15 protein-coding genes are annotated in these 14,097 nt (G+C 61.1%); 8 read left to right on the top strand and 7 right to left on the bottom strand.

The window, feature by feature from the left end:
* Positions 1-41: 41 nt before the first annotated feature.
* Together ACR0NJ_RS01215 and ACR0NJ_RS01210 are read right to left on the bottom strand one after the other, a co-directional pair.
* Positions 42-599 (bottom strand): peptidylprolyl isomerase, encoded by a 558-nt coding sequence (locus tag ACR0NJ_RS01215; RefSeq protein ID WP_480815307.1) that lies wholly within the window; start codon positions 597-599, stop codon positions 42-44.
* Entirely contained in the window at positions 592-1,098 is a 507-nt protein-coding gene (locus ACR0NJ_RS01210; RefSeq protein WP_480573455.1) for a peptidylprolyl isomerase, read from the bottom strand. The genes ACR0NJ_RS01215 and ACR0NJ_RS01210 overlap by 8 nt, the downstream gene beginning before the upstream one ends.
* Before the next feature lie 134 nt (positions 1,099-1,232).
* Here ACR0NJ_RS01210 and ACR0NJ_RS01205 point away from each other — a divergent pair, with 134 nt between their 5' ends.
* From ACR0NJ_RS01205 to ACR0NJ_RS01180, 6 genes are all read left to right on the top strand, one after another.
* The gene (locus ACR0NJ_RS01205) at positions 1,233-2,423 is read left to right on the top strand and encodes a phosphoglycerate kinase (protein WP_480815306.1); all 1,191 of its coding nucleotides are present in this window, start codon (positions 1,233-1,235) and stop codon (positions 2,421-2,423) included.
* Between the two features lie 145 nt (positions 2,424-2,568).
* On the top strand, positions 2,569-2,868 hold the full coding sequence (locus ACR0NJ_RS01200) for an FtsB family cell division protein (RefSeq protein WP_480815305.1): 300 nt from the start codon (positions 2,569-2,571) through the stop codon (positions 2,866-2,868).
* Positions 2,869-3,043: 175 nt separating this feature from the next.
* Positions 3,044-4,033, top strand: a complete 990-nt coding sequence (pdhA, locus tag ACR0NJ_RS01195) for a pyruvate dehydrogenase (acetyl-transferring) E1 component subunit alpha (RefSeq protein WP_480815304.1) — start codon at positions 3,044-3,046, stop codon at positions 4,031-4,033.
* 15 nt (positions 4,034-4,048) lie between these two features.
* Entirely contained in the window at positions 4,049-5,419 is a 1,371-nt protein-coding gene (locus ACR0NJ_RS01190; protein ID WP_480815303.1) for a pyruvate dehydrogenase complex E1 component subunit beta, read from the top strand.
* 14 nt (positions 5,420-5,433) lie between these two features.
* Positions 5,434-6,735: a pyruvate dehydrogenase complex dihydrolipoamide acetyltransferase gene (locus ACR0NJ_RS01185; RefSeq protein WP_480815302.1), complete on the top strand. Its 1,302-nt coding sequence runs from the start codon at positions 5,434-5,436 to the stop codon at positions 6,733-6,735.
* A 156-nt stretch (positions 6,736-6,891) separates the two neighbouring features.
* Positions 6,892-7,134: a hypothetical protein gene (locus tag ACR0NJ_RS01180; protein WP_480815301.1), complete on the top strand. Its 243-nt coding sequence runs from the start codon at positions 6,892-6,894 to the stop codon at positions 7,132-7,134.
* A gap of 18 nt (positions 7,135-7,152) precedes the next feature.
* Here the strand turns inward: ACR0NJ_RS01180 and cysE are convergent, their stop codons facing one another.
* The gene (cysE, locus tag ACR0NJ_RS01175) at positions 7,153-7,962 is read right to left on the bottom strand and encodes a serine O-acetyltransferase (RefSeq protein ID WP_480815300.1); all 810 of its coding nucleotides are present in this window, start codon (positions 7,960-7,962) and stop codon (positions 7,153-7,155) included.
* Between the two features lie 84 nt (positions 7,963-8,046).
* On the opposite strand from cysE, the gene ACR0NJ_RS01170 reads away from it, so the two are divergent.
* Positions 8,047-8,385, top strand: coding sequence for a TraR/DksA family transcriptional regulator (locus ACR0NJ_RS01170; protein WP_480815299.1), 339 nt, complete (start codon positions 8,047-8,049; stop codon positions 8,383-8,385).
* Here the strand turns inward: ACR0NJ_RS01170 and ACR0NJ_RS01165 are convergent.
* The 4 genes from ACR0NJ_RS01165 to ACR0NJ_RS01150 form a co-directional block, all read right to left on the bottom strand.
* Positions 8,366-8,662 carry a DUF7742 family protein gene (locus tag ACR0NJ_RS01165; protein ID WP_480815298.1) on the bottom strand — a complete coding sequence of 99 codons (297 nt, stop codon included), beginning with the start codon at positions 8,660-8,662 and terminating at the stop codon, positions 8,366-8,368. The two genes, ACR0NJ_RS01170 and ACR0NJ_RS01165, sit on opposite strands and share 20 nt — an antisense overlap.
* 8 nt (positions 8,663-8,670) lie before the next feature.
* Complete coding sequence (locus tag ACR0NJ_RS01160) at positions 8,671-10,941, bottom strand: phage tail protein (protein WP_480815544.1); 2,271 nt, start codon at positions 10,939-10,941, stop codon at positions 8,671-8,673.
* A gap of 100 nt (positions 10,942-11,041) precedes the next feature.
* A complete protein-coding gene (locus tag ACR0NJ_RS01155; RefSeq protein WP_480815297.1) occupies positions 11,042-11,386 on the bottom strand; it encodes a hypothetical protein in 345 nt (114 codons plus the stop codon).
* 202 nt (positions 11,387-11,588) lie between these two features.
* On the bottom strand, positions 11,589-12,476 hold the full coding sequence (locus ACR0NJ_RS01150; protein ID WP_480815296.1) for a DMT family transporter: 888 nt from the start codon (positions 12,474-12,476) through the stop codon (positions 11,589-11,591).
* A 327-nt stretch (positions 12,477-12,803) separates the two neighbouring features.
* Between ACR0NJ_RS01150 and ACR0NJ_RS01145 the strand changes: the two genes are divergently transcribed.
* The gene (locus ACR0NJ_RS01145; protein ID WP_480815295.1) at positions 12,804-14,063 is read left to right on the top strand and encodes a DEAD/DEAH box helicase; all 1,260 of its coding nucleotides are present in this window, start codon (positions 12,804-12,806) and stop codon (positions 14,061-14,063) included.
* Positions 14,064-14,097: the final 34 nt, after the last annotated feature.

Genomic DNA, 14,097 nt, shown 5'->3' with positions numbered 1-14,097 from the left:
AAACAGAACCCCGGCACTGCAGGCAGCGCCGGGGTCTTTCGTTACTCGGTGACGGTGACTTTTTTCATCACGTCGGGCTGGCCGATAACAGCCCCGTTCTGGCCGTCACCGCGCTTGATCGCGTCAACCACGTCCATGCCGCCTGTGACCTGACCGACGACCGTATACTGCCCGTCCAGAAACGGACCCGGTGCAAACATGATGAAGAACTGCGAGTTGGCGCTGTTGGGGTTCTGCGACCGCGCCATGCCCACGACACCCCGGTCAAAGGTGATGTCCGAGAACTCGGCAGGCAGATCGGGGCGGTTTGAACCACCACGCCCGGCGTAGCTGGCGTTGAAACCGTCACTGGTCTGATTGCCGTACTGAACGTCTCCGGTCTGGGCCATGAAGCCGTCGATCACGCGGTGAAACACCACGCCGTCATACTGACCCTCGGACGCCAGCGCCGCGATCTGTTCCACGTGTTTCGGGGCAACGTCATCGAACAGGTCAACGGTGATGGTGCCGTTTGCACCCTCGCCCTCGACCTCGATTTCAAGGCCTGTGGCCAGCGCGGGGCTGGCCAGCAGGGCGAATGCGGCGGCCAGCTTATGCATCGGCGGCCACCTTGACGCTGATCATGCGGTCGGGGTTCGCGGGCGGCTCGCCGCGCACGATGGCGTCCACATGCTCCATGCCGTCGATGACGCGGCCATAGACCGTGTACTGGCCATTCAGGAAGTGGTTGTCCTTGAAGTTGATGAAGAACTGCGAGTTAGCCGAGTCCGGGTTCTGCGACCGCGCCGCGCCCAGCGTGCCCCGGTCATGCGGCAGTTTCGAGAACTCGGCCGGAACGTTGGGCAGCGACGACCCGCCGGTGCCTGCCATACGCAGGTTGAACCCGTCTTCCATATCGCCGTGCTGCACGTCACCGGTCTGGGCCATGAACCCGTCGATCACACGATGGAAGGCCACGTTGTCATACTCGCCGCCGCGCGCCAGTTCCTTCATCCGCGCGCTGTGCTGGGGCGCGACGTCGGGCAGCAATTCGATCACGACATTGCCGTCCTTCAGTTCGATGATGATGGTGTTTTCGGGGTCTTTGATCTCGGCCATGAGGCCCTCCTGTCGATTGGTCTTGGCAAATACCTATGCCCCAAGCGGGTGAAAGCCAAGTGACGCATTGACCTGAGGGCAAAATGCAGGAAAAGAACCGCCTAAATAAGGTATCAAAACACGAGGATTGCGCGATGGGCTGGAAAACGCTGGACGACATGGACCTGAACGGCAAACGCGTACTGGTGCGCGTCGATATCAACGTGCCGGTGGTGGACGGCGTTGTGACCGACGCGACCCGCATCCAGCGCATCGTTCCCACCGTGCGCGATATTCTGGCTGCTGGGGGCAAGCCGATCCTGTTGGCCCATTTCGGTCGTCCCGGTGGGGAACGTCGCGAGAGCCTGTCTCTGAAACAGTTGGTTCCGACGCTTGAGGCCTCGTTCGGGGCCGAGGTTCTGTTTGCCGCCGACTGTGTGGGCACCGAGGCGGAACTGGCGGCGCAGGCGCTGCAACCCGGTCAGGTTCTGCTGCTGGAAAACACTCGCTTCCACGCAGCCGAGACAAAGAACGATCCCGATCTGGCCGCCGGAATGGCGCGACTGGGCGATGCCTATTGCAACGATGCGTTTTCCGCTGCGCACCGCGCCCATAGCTCGACCGAGGCAATCGCCCGCCTTCTGCCCTCCTGCGCCGGTCGTTTGATGCAGGCCGAACTTGAGGCGCTGGAAGGCGCGTTGGGCGCGCCGAAGCGTCCCGTGACGGCTGTGGTTGGGGGCGCGAAAGTGTCGACCAAGCTGGAGCTTCTGGGTAACCTGATCGACAAAGTGGATTTTCTGGTGATCGGCGGCGGGATGGCGAACACCTTTCTGGTGGCCCAAGGCGTGAGCGTCGGCAAATCACTGGCCGAGCGCGAGATGAAGGACACCGCAGCCGACATTCTTGCCAAGGCCGCGACCTCGGGCTGCAAGATCGTGTTGCCGACGGATATCGTTACTGCTCAGAAGTTCGAAGCCCACGCCGCGCATCAGGTGCTGCCTGCTGATCAATGCCCCGAGGACAGCATGATCCTGGACGCAGGCCCCGACAGCGTGGCTGCGATCTCGGACATCTTCGGGCAAAGCCAGACGCTGATCTGGAACGGCCCGCTGGGCGCGTTCGAACTTGAACCCTTTGACGCGGCCACCAACGCCGCCGCGCTGAAAGCGGCGGCTTTGACGCGGTCTGGTCAGTTGGTCTCGGTCGCGGGGGGCGGGGATACGGTTGCGGCGCTCAACGCATCGGGCGCGGCGCGAGATTTTTCCTATATCTCGACGGCCGGCGGCGCGTTTCTGGAATGGATGGAAGGTAAAACCCTCCCCGGCGTCGCCGCGCTGGAGCAGTAGTTTCGGCGCGCCCTGTGACTTTCTGACTCGAAAGCGGAATTTCCGTTAATCAAGGGATTCACAAGGCGAATCACCTGTGACATAGTGCTTTCAGATGCCCGCAAAGGGCGCGTTTTTGAGGCAAGTTTCATACGGCGGTAACAGAGTGTCCCGTTCCAATCGGCCCGGTTTGGGCGCAGTCCTTTTCTTCTCGGTGGCGTTCATGCTGGGTGTGTATTTCACCTTTGCCGCCGTGCAGGGCGACTACGGCCTGTTCCGGCGGGTCGAGATTGCGGCGGAACGGGATGCTCTGTCACGCGACCTGGCCACGCTTGAGGCCGACATCACCGAGATGGAAAACCTGACCCGTCGACTATCCGACACCTATCTCGATCTCGACCTTCTGGATCAGCAGGCCCGTTCGGTTCTGGGCATGATCCGCGCGGATGAGATCGTCATTCGCTAAACCCATTCGGGCTCTTCCCCAAAACCTCCATTGAACCAAAGACTTCGCGGCAGGTTTCCGGCTGGATTCCGCACGGGGTGCCGCTGCGTCACATTTACACTCGCCAGACAGAAGGAAATGCTTTAAGAGATAGTTTAACACTAAACTATCTTGCCGAAAGGGGGAGATCGCCACAATGGCTGCGCGAAAAACCACAAAGAAACCAAATGTTTCTGCGGAAGAACTGACCACATACTACCGCGAGATGCTGCTGATCCGCCGATTCGAGGAAAAGGCGGGCCAGCTTTACGGTATGGGTCTGATTGGTGGTTTCTGCCACCTTTACATCGGACAAGAGGCGGTTGTTGTCGGTCTCGAAGCTGCCGCGAAAGAGGGCGATAAACGCATCACCTCCTACCGCGACCACGGTCACATGCTGGCCTGTGGTATGGATCCGGGCGGCGTGATGGCCGAACTCACCGGGCGCGAGGGTGGCCTGTCCAAGGGCAAGGGCGGCTCGATGCATATGTTCTCGAAAGAGAAGCATTTCTACGGCGGCCACGGCATCGTCGGCGCGCAGGTCCCGCTGGGCGCGGGGCTGGCCTTTGCCGACAAGTATAAAGAGAACGGCGGCGTGACCTTCACCTATTTCGGGGACGGTGCGGCAAACCAGGGCCAAGTTTACGAGACTTTCAACATGGCGGCGATCTGGGACTTGCCGGTTGTCTTTGTGATCGAGAACAACCAATACGCCATGGGTACCGCTCAGGCGCGTTCGACCTCGACCAAGGACATCTATCACCGTGGTGAGGCGTTCGGCATCCCCGGCGAGATCGTCAACGGCATGGATGTGCTGGCGGTCAAGGCTGCTGGCGAAAAGGCCGTGGCGCACTGCCGCGCGGGCAAGGGCCCCTACATCCTCGAGGTCAAAACCTACCGCTATCGCGGCCACTCGATGTCCGACCCGGCCAAGTACCGCACCCGCGAAGAGGTTCAGAAGGTCCGCGAACAAAGCGATCCGATCGAACACGTGCGCGAGCTGCTGCTGACCGGCAAACACGCGACCGAGGATGACCTGAAGGCGATCGACAAAGAGATCAAAGAGATCGTCAATCAGGCCGCCGAATTCTCGAAAGAAAGCCCCGAGCCGTCGCTGGACGAGCTCTGGACAGATATTTACGCCTGAGAGGACGAATAAGACATGGCAACCGAAATTCTCATGCCCGCCCTTTCGCCCACTATGGAGGAAGGCACGCTGGCCAAATGGCTGGTCAAGGAAGGCGACACCGTATCCTCGGGCGATATCATGGCCGAGATCGAAACCGACAAGGCGACGATGGAATTCGAAGCCGTCGATGAAGGCATCGTCGGCAAGATCCTGATCGCCGAAGGCACCGAAGGCGTCAAAGTGAACACCCCCATCGCGGTTCTGGTCGAAGAAGGCGAAGACGCCTCCGCCCTGCCCGCGGCTGCACCCGCAGCCGCAGCGGTGACCGAGGCCGCCCCTGCGGCGGTCGAGGCCCCCGCTCCTGCCGCTGCCCCGGCGGCTCCGGTCGTTGACCTGTCGCCGGATTGGCCCGCAGATGCCGAGATGGCGCAGCAGACGGTTCGCGAAGCCCTGCGCGACGCGATGGCCGAAGAGATGCGCAGCGACGAAGACGTCTACCTGATGGGCGAAGAAGTCGCCGAATATCAAGGCGCGTACAAAATCTCCCAAGGTCTGCTGGACGAATTCGGCGGCAAACGCGTGATCGACACCCCGATCACCGAGCACGGCTTTGCCGGTATCGCCGTGGGGTCTGCCTTTGGCGGCCTGAAACCGATTGTCGAGTTCATGACGTTCAACTTCGCCATGCAGGCGATTGACCAGATCATCAACTCGGCTGCCAAGACGCTTTATATGTCCGGTGGTCAGATGGGCTGCCCCATCGTGTTCCGTGGCCCCAACGGTGCCGCCGCCCGCGTGGCAGCCCAGCACTCGCAGGACTACGCCGCTTGGTACATGCAGATCCCCGGCCTTAAAGTCGTAATGCCCTACTCGGCCGCTGATGCCAAAGGCCTGCTGAAATCCGCGATCCGCGATCCCAACCCGGTGGTCTTCCTGGAAAACGAAATCCTCTATGGCCGTTCCTTCGACGTGCCGCAGGTGGAAGACCTGACCGTGCCGCTGGGCAAGGCCCGCATCTGGCGCGAAGGCTCGGACGTGACCATCGTCAGCTTCGGCATCGGCATGCAATACGCGCTGGAAGCTGCCGACAAGCTGGCCGAAGACGGCATCAGCGCCGAGGTGATCGACCTGCGCACGATCCGTCCGATGGACACTGGCGCAATCATCAACTCGGTGATGAAAACCAACCGTCTGGTGACCGTGGAAGAAGGCTGGCCGCAAGGCTCGGTCGGCGGCTATATCAGCTCGGTCGTGATGCAGGAAGCGTTCGACTATCTCGACGCGCCCGTCATCACGCTGACCGGCAAGGATGTTCCGATGCCCTACGCCGCGAACCTCGAAAAGCTGGCCCTGATCACCACCGACGAGGTGATCGCCGCCGTCAAACAAGTGACCTACCGGTAAGGAGCGACAGACAGATGCCCACCGAAATTCTGATGCCCGCCCTTTCGCCGACGATGGAGGAAGGCACCCTTGCCAAATGGCTGGTCAAAGAAGGCGACACCGTCTCCTCCGGCGACCTGCTGGCCGAGATCGAAACCGACAAAGCCACGATGGAGTTCGAGGCTGTTGATGAAGGCACTATCGGTAAGATCCTGATCCCCGAGGGTTCCGAAGGGGTCAAGGTCAATACCGCCATCGCGGTCCTGCTGGAAGACGGCGAAAGCGCCGATGATATTGGCACCGCACCTGCCGCAGCCCCCGCGGCTGCTCCTGCAGCCGCCGCGGGCAACGAAGCTGCCGCGCCAGTGGCATCCGAGGCGCCCGCCCCTGCCCCGGCAGCGCCTGCCAAGGCGGATGGCGGTCGTATCTTCGCCTCGCCGCTGGCCCGTCGCATCGCCGCGCAAAAGGGTCTGGATCTGGCGCAGATCACCGGCTCTGGCCCCCATGGCCGGATCGTCAAAGCGGATGTCGAAGGTGCAACGGCAACTGCTCCGGCGCCTGTAGCAGCACCTGCAGCCGCCGCTCCGGCAGCCGCAGCACCGGCTGGCCCATCCGCAGACGCCGTGGCCAAGATGTACGAAGGTCGCGACTACGAAGAGGTTAAGCTGGACGGAATGCGCAAAACCATCGCCGCGCGCCTCAGCGAAGCCAAACAGACCATCCCGCATTTCTACCTGCGTCGCGATATCAAGCTGGACGCGCTGCTCAAGTTCCGCAGCCAGTTGAACAAGCAGTTGGAAGGCCGGGGCGTGAAGCTCAGCGTCAACGACTTCATCATCAAGGCCGTCGCCAACGCGCTGCAACAGGTTCCCGAATGCAACGCCGTCTGGGCGGGCGACCGGGTTCTGCAACTGAAACCTTCGGATGTGGCCGTCGCGGTCGCCATCGAGGGTGGTCTGTTCACCCCGGTCCTGCAGGACGCCGACACCAAATCGCTGTCCGCACTGTCGACCGAGATGAAGGACCTCGCAGGCCGCGCCCGTGATCGCAAGCTGGCCCCGCATGAATATCAGGGCGGCACGTTCGCGGTCTCGAACCTCGGCATGTTCGGCATCGACAATTTCGACGCCATCGTGAACCCGCCGCACGCCGGTATCCTGGCCGTTGGCACCGGTTTGAAGAAACCGGTCGTGGGCGATGACGGAGAGCTGACGGTCGCCACCGTGATGTCCGTCACCCTGTCGGTCGATCACCGGGTTATCGACGGCGCGCTTGGTGCTCAGTTGCTGCAAGCCATTGTGGATAATCTGGAAAACCCAATGGTGATGCTGGCCTAAACGCCCTCAACCTCTTGACCCCGCCGGGCGCACAGCCCGGCGGGGTTGACGCACCCCGCGCCGGGATTTGAGCGCACGTGATCGCCCGTACGATTGCGCCAAAGGACGAAACATCCCACCTTCATCTTGCCAAACCAAGCTGGAAGAAGTTGTGTGATGCGCCTGACAAATACCACCAAAAGCCTGATCGTTTTGACCCTGTTGGCCACCGCCTCGCCTGTGATGAGCGTCGCCAAACCCAACAGCTATCCTGGCGAAAACTCAAAATTCAAATCCTCGGACCCCGCCGTCATTGCTCAGCAAAAAGCAGACCGGCAAAGGAAAATCGAACTGCGCAAACAACGACGCGAGCAGAGACGCCAAGAGCGGCTGCTTAAAAGAAACAGCCGCTCGAACTGAAGCCAGTGATTGCAGGCTTTACTGGTCTTTGCCCAGCATATGGTCCATTGAGATCGACGGCTGATCACAGCCAGCCTCACCAACGATCTTCGCAGGAATACCCGCCACGGTTTTGCAGGCCGGAACCTCTTGCAAAACCACCGACCCGGCAGCGATGCGGCTGCAATGGCCCACCTCGATATTGCCCAGAACCTTGGCCCCGGCACCGATCAGAACGCCGTCGCCAATCGTCGGATGGCGCTGCTCCTCTTCCTTGCCGGTGCCACCAAGGGTCACCGAATGCAGCATCGAGACATTGTCGCCCACAACCGCCGTCTCACCGATCACGATGGAATGGGCGTGGTCGATCATGATCCCCTTGCCGATCTTGGCAGCCGGGTGAATGTCGATCCCGAAAATCTCGGATGACCGCATTTGGAAGAAATAGGCCAGATCATGCCGCCCTTTCCGCCACAGCCAATGGGCCACGCGATAGGCCTGCATGGCCTGATAGCCTTTGAAGTACAGGATTGGCTGCAACAGGCGGTGGCAGGCCGGGTCACGCTCATAGACCGCCATCAGATCCGCGCGGGCCGCCTCGATCAGGTGGGAGTCGTCGGCATAAGCCTCATCCACGATCTCGCGCAGAACCATCATCGACATCTCGTTCGAGCACAGTTTCGCCGCCACCCTGTACGACAGGGCGCGCTCCAGACTGCGGTGATGCAGGATACAGGCGTGCACCAGCCCCCCCATGAGGGGCTCTTTCTCGACCGCCGCGTTGGCCTCGGCCGTGATGCGACCCCAAACCGGATCTACGGATGTGACTTGGCTGCGCTTTTCGAACATAGCTTTTGATCCTCTGCTGCGCCTAGAATGCCATTTAGTGGTAAAAACACCAAACGCAAACCCGTGATCTGCGATGCAACAGAAATGAATGACTCCAAACGCAGCTATTTCGAGGCCCAAATTCACGCACGTCTGGCAGAACTGAGCCAGCTTTCAACTGCAGGCCAACAGGCGCAGGCGGTTGTCGAGTTGGACCAGCAGGCCGTTGGCCGGTTAAGCCGGATGGATGCCTTGCAAAATCAAGCGATGGCCAAGGCGCAGCAGGCCAATCGTGACCTCGAAACTCGCCGTCTGAGGGCCGCGTTGGCCCGTCTGCAGGAAGATGAATACGGGTACTGCGAAGATTGCGGCGACGAGATTCCCGAGGGGCGACTGAACCTGGACCTCGCCGCCAGTAAGTGTGTCAGTTGCGCTGCCGGTTGATCTGGAACCGGATCAGGTGGCTCAGAACCAGTTCAAAACATTGGCAATATTGCACATCGTCAAAGCTGGGCTCATTCAGCAGCACTCTGTTGCGCGCGGCAGCCATCAGCGAGCCATTGCCGTAGACCGGGTGTAAACGCCCAGTGTTGGTGACATGCGCATCCGCCAGTTCCGCCTCGGCGATCATCCGGACACACAGGCGGTTGCGATCCGGCTGCGGCACGGCCAGCAAAGCCCGCGCCGCAGAACTGATATCACCGTGGAGCACGGGCCGCATCAGGTCGTTTACCCGACCGCCAGTTGGGCGAACGGACCCGGCCCGTAGCTGGCCGAGACCTGCGCCACTTCAAGCTGATAGGGGCCGGTCAGGCCATCCGCTGCTTTCATTGCAGACGAGTAGGTCCATCGCGGTTCCGCGGTCACCACTTCGCGCAGCACCGCGCCGTTGGCCCGCGCGCGCAGCAGATAGGATTCGCTTTCCTCTGCCAGTGGCACATCCAGCCCAGCCCAGTCATCGCCATCCAGACGCGTGCGGCGAATCCAGGTCGCCTCGTCCCCCGCAGCCGTTGGTTTGACCCGCACATGCACCGGCGCATAGGGACGCAATCCGTTCCCGCCAAAAGACTGAACGATGTAGTCATAGGACGGATCGTCATAGCTTCGCGCAGCCGGGCCGATGCGGTAGTGCTTGGCCACCCGTCGCTCGGTGCGCAGCAGACTGGTCTGGAACACTCGGTCGTTCAGCAGAACAAAGACTGAGCCGTCCGGCCAGACATCCGGCATCACCGCATCTGTGCCCAACTGTCCCCGCAAGCGACCGGACAAGGCGTAAACGCCCGGAGATTGCAGGCTGGCGTCCGCGAACTGAAATACCTCCCAATTATTGGGTGATCCGTCGCCGATGGCAGCCAGATTGACACCGTTCAGCAAGGCCGAGCGCGGGCGCGATTCCAGCAGACCGTCGATCAGCTTGACCTGCAGCGCCGGACCCTCGTCCCAGATACCGCTAGCCGCGCGCCTGAGCGGGGTTTCGGTAAACCCGATCACGGCCTGGCCCGAGACCACGTCGCTCAGCCGGTAGTCTTCATCGTTGGTCGATGAATAAACGGCAGCGCTGCCCGGCCACGGATCGGCAGAGACGGCAAGGTAGGGCGCGTGCGGCACCTCGGCACCGGTGATCAGCGGCAGGTCCATAAAAACCGGCAACACCGGAACAGGTGCGACATACGGCTTCACCGACACCGCATCTTCCGCGAGATCAGAAGTGGAATAGACCCCGTGTTCGACCCTGACCGCGTCGGCCAGTTGCATCTCGGCCTGTTCCAGACGGTCGATCCGATAGCGCGCACCGCTTTGATCATCTGAAAGGCTGACCACATCCCCGGCCCCCAGATGCATCAGCGACGGCGGCAACGCAAAACGCACCGTGTCACGCGAGACCCGCGCTTCGCTCAACCATCGTTCAACCGTCTGACGGCCTTCAGTACGCGTCATCGACAAGGGCACCTCGTTGACGGCCACCGCATGGGTGCTGTCATCCGGCAACACCGCTTCTTCCGCGACTACATCGTGATCCGCGTCCGATTGCACAAAGCGCAGGCGAACCCGACCGGTCATTTCGGCCTCGGCCTCGCGGCGATATTCGACCGTACCCTCCACGTCGGAGCTGATGGCGAGTTGATCCGGGCCGACCAAAGTCGCGCCCAGCGCGTTGCGCATGCGGAAATGCAGCACACCGCCGCGCTCGATCGCGTCGAACCCGTAGCGCAGCATCAACGGCTGAAGAGCCGAGCGCGCGTCCGATACATCCTCAACCGCGTAACCCCGAACGACCCCGTAGAGGTCTGAGACGTCGATATCCGTCACCCCTGCCCCATGGCAGATTTCCGTCACCACCGACGCCAGCGTTCGCGACCCGGAGCGGCCGTTCAACCAATGGCCCCGCGCATAGTTCTCGCCATCGCTCCACTGACTGCGCAGGTTCGGGAAAGTGGGAAACGGGCGTGCGTCCCAGGCCCAGACATAGGCGTTTGACATATCCACCATGGGGGCACCGTACACGGTCGACACCGGATTGACGCTGTCATCACCCCAATAGCCCAGCATCGCCGTCAGGTATTGAACCTGAATGAAATCGTCCCGTAGACCGTTAGAATAGGCCGGCAGTTTGGATTCTGACGACTTAGGGTCCAGGAACTTGTTGGGCTGGTTTGTACCTTTGTCTATGGCCGCACAACCCAATTCATCCACCCAGGCCGCATCGAACTGCGGCCCGCGCAACCCCTCGGGGTCATGCGCCGAAAACGCCTGCGCCTCGGCCCCGTTGGGCCAGACCAGTTTGCGTTCGGATGCCTTCCACGTGGGCCGACGATCCGGCGGCGAGCATTGCAAAATCCCGCTGTCGCCAAAGATCATCACATCGCGCACCTGATCAAAGGTCTCACCCACAAGCGCAACACGACACGCCTCGCCGCGATCCAAAGGCAAAGACCCCTCGACCATGGACCGTACCCACTCAGCCCCGGCCCGCGTCTTGCCAGCCCCACGGCCCCCCATGATCACCCACGACCGCCAATCCCCCTCGGGCGGCAACTGGTGCGGCAGCGCCCAGAACTCGAACAAGAAAGGGAGGGCGCACAGCCCCCCCTCCCCGATCTCACTTAGAAACCTGTCCTGCACCGCAGAAGGCGCGGAGGCGAGCCAGCCTGCACCCGATCTCAGATCGTGCCCGATCAAGGTCGAGCGCATAGCCCCCTTGGGCAATACCGGCTTGTCTGTGATGTTGTTCGACAAAGCTTGTCTCCACTTTCTGGCAACTGCGGATCAGCCCCTCTAGCTGACCCAGTTGCTTGCCTGTTCCGGCAAGGTCTGCATCCTCCCCGGCACCGATCTGTTTTCGCAGTTCTTCCGCTGCCTGACGCAGATCGCGAATGGATCTCTCAAGCGACTGCAACAAATCAGCCGTCTGAGAAATCCGCTCTTCCGGGGTAATCAAAGTCATGTTTGGCTATTGACCTCATGCGTGAGTTTTTCCGCACGAGAGAAACGAAAAACGGCCACCGGGTCACCCCGGGGCCGTCGCCCATTTCTTCTAGCATGACACAACTTGTGCAAAATAAAGCGCGCAAAGTCAATAGTTTACGCAACACACCCGCAACACCCAACGTTCGGTTTGTTTATTAACCGTCCTCGCCCGGGCGCTTTCAGCCCCGGACAATCTCCAGAAACGCAGCGCTCACGATCAGCGTGGCCCCGATCAACTCTCTTAACCCAAACGGTTCCCCTGAAAAGACAGCCGCCGAGATCAGGCCAACGACGACCTCACTCATCAACAACAACCCGACGCGTGCGGGTGTCAGCTTGGTCGCGGGCCAGATGGTCAGAAAGATCATCGGCAGAGTGTAAAACGCAGAAAACAACGCAAACGGGCCGATCTGCACCGCCAGTTGACCCGCCCCACCTGCGGGCTCAAGCCCTGCGCTGAACGGCAAACTGCAAACAGACAGCACCAGCGCTCCCGCGATGAAAGCAAAGACTTGGCCCGGCACCGAAATACCGGATGTCCGGTAAAGACCGAGGGTCCCCAACGCCCAGGCGATGCCCGAGATCAGAGCCAACCAATCCCCTGAGTTCCGCGGCCACGGCAGGCCCTGCTCTGCGCCCAGAACAATAAACATACCACCCAGGCCACAAACTAACCCAAGAACGCGCACCAGATTTGGACGCTCACCAAGCACCACTATGCCAAGAATCGTCCCCCAGACCGGCGTCAGATAAAACAGCAGGATCGAGCGGACGACATCCGTATAAACCAGACTGATAGTAAACAGGCTAAACGCAGCGCCCGTGAACATCCCACTCAGGATCAACCCGCGCCATCCTCGCACCAGGGCCAGCCGTTCCTGCCACAAGATGGGCAACAAAACGACAAGCGCCGATGTATACATCGCGATCCCGGGCCAGGGTCCGTCCAGCCCCTGGCTCACAAGATATCGAACCGGGATCCAGTACAGGCCCCACATCATCCCGCCGATGACAAGGGCGATACTGGCCGTTCTCAAATCGGCCCCCTCGAAAGCTCTGAGCGTCATGTTCCGTCCCGCAAAACCTATCTCACGGTATCTGCCAAAGCCCTGACCTTCGCAAGTTCTGTACGCATTCGGTGCTTGACAAAGTGCTTTGCAAACCGCATGTGCCTGTCAAACAGCGCTGCCGCGTGAGCATTCGGGCCATCCAAGGCCCCCACAGCGCCCGATCCACCCCATAGTTCCCCATCACGCAGGGTTCTTGACGCGAAGACCGGATAAAGCAGGATGCGCCTGCCTGTCCCGAGGTCTCGCACAACCCTCGCTGGTCGCGTATGCGGCCCATGACGACTTGCCCGTTGGTCAGTGCCACGGGCATGGAAGGAAAGATATTTGTTCGACTTTGATATGCTCGGCCTTGCGCCGGCACTGAATGACGCGCTGAAACGCGCGAATTTCACTCAACCCACCCCGATTCAGAACCAGGCGATTCCGCTGGCGCTGAACGGTCATGACATTCTGGGTCTTGCTCAGACCGGCACTGGCAAGACGCTGGCCTTTGGCCTGCCGCTGATCGACCACCTGCTGGCGCAACCCGGCAAACCCGCGCCCAAGACCGCCAAGGCCCTGATCCTTGCCCCCACGCGCGAGTTGGTAAACCAGATCGCCGAAAGCCTGCGCGGCCTGACACAAAAGACGAAACTGCGGGTTGCGACAGTTGTGGGCGGACAGTCCATCAACAAGCAGATTTCGTTTCTGTCGCGCGGCACGGACATCCTTGTCGCAACGCCCGGCCGCCTGATCGATCTTATGGATCGCGGCGCGGTTGACCTTGGTTCCGTCCGCCATCTGGTTCTGGACGAAGCGGACCAGATGCTCGATCTGGGCTTCATCCACGCCCTGCGCAAAATCGCGCCTCAGCTTGGAACGCCGCGCCAGACGATGCTGTTCTCGGCCACCATGCCCAAACAGATGGAAGAGCTCAGCCGCGCGTATCTGACCAACCCGCAACGGGTGCAGGTCTCGCCCCCCGGCAAAGCCGCAGACAAAATCACGCAATCGGTTCATTTCGTCAGCAAGCCGGAGAAACCGGCGAAGCTGCGCGAAATCCTGTCTCAGGACATGGACGCCCTGACACTGGTATTCTCGCGCACGAAACATGGTGCGGAGAAGCTGATGAAAGGCCTCGTGGCCGATGGGTTTAACGCTGCGTCGATCCACGGCAACAAAAGCCAGGGCCAGCGCGACCGCGCCATCAAGGCGTTCCGGGCCGGGGAAATAAACGTCCTCGTCGCCACCGATGTCGCGGCGCGCGGCATCGACATTCCGGGTGTGGCTTACGTAATAAACTACGACCTGCCCGAGGTGCCCGACAACTATGTCCACCGGATCGGCCGCACCGCCCGCGCCGGGCGCGAAGGTGAAGGCATCGCCTTCTGTTCTCCGGAGGAGGTCGATCTGCTGCGCCAGATCCAGAAGCTGATGAAAATCGAGATTCCGGTCGCCAGCGACACCCAGCCCGAAGCGGTTGAACCCAAGAAACCAGCAAGGCGTCAGAACAACCGCCGTCGCGGCCCAAAACCGCAGGCGGCGAACGGAGATGCCAAACCGTCGTCAAAACGCCGCCGCCCTCGCCGTCGGCCTGCCGCATAAACAAAAAAAGGGCGGTGCAAAACACCGCCCTTTT

It is taken from the genome of Ruegeria sp. F11, assembly GCF_056533855.1.
This window is presented reverse-complemented; position numbering and strand designations above follow the sequence as displayed.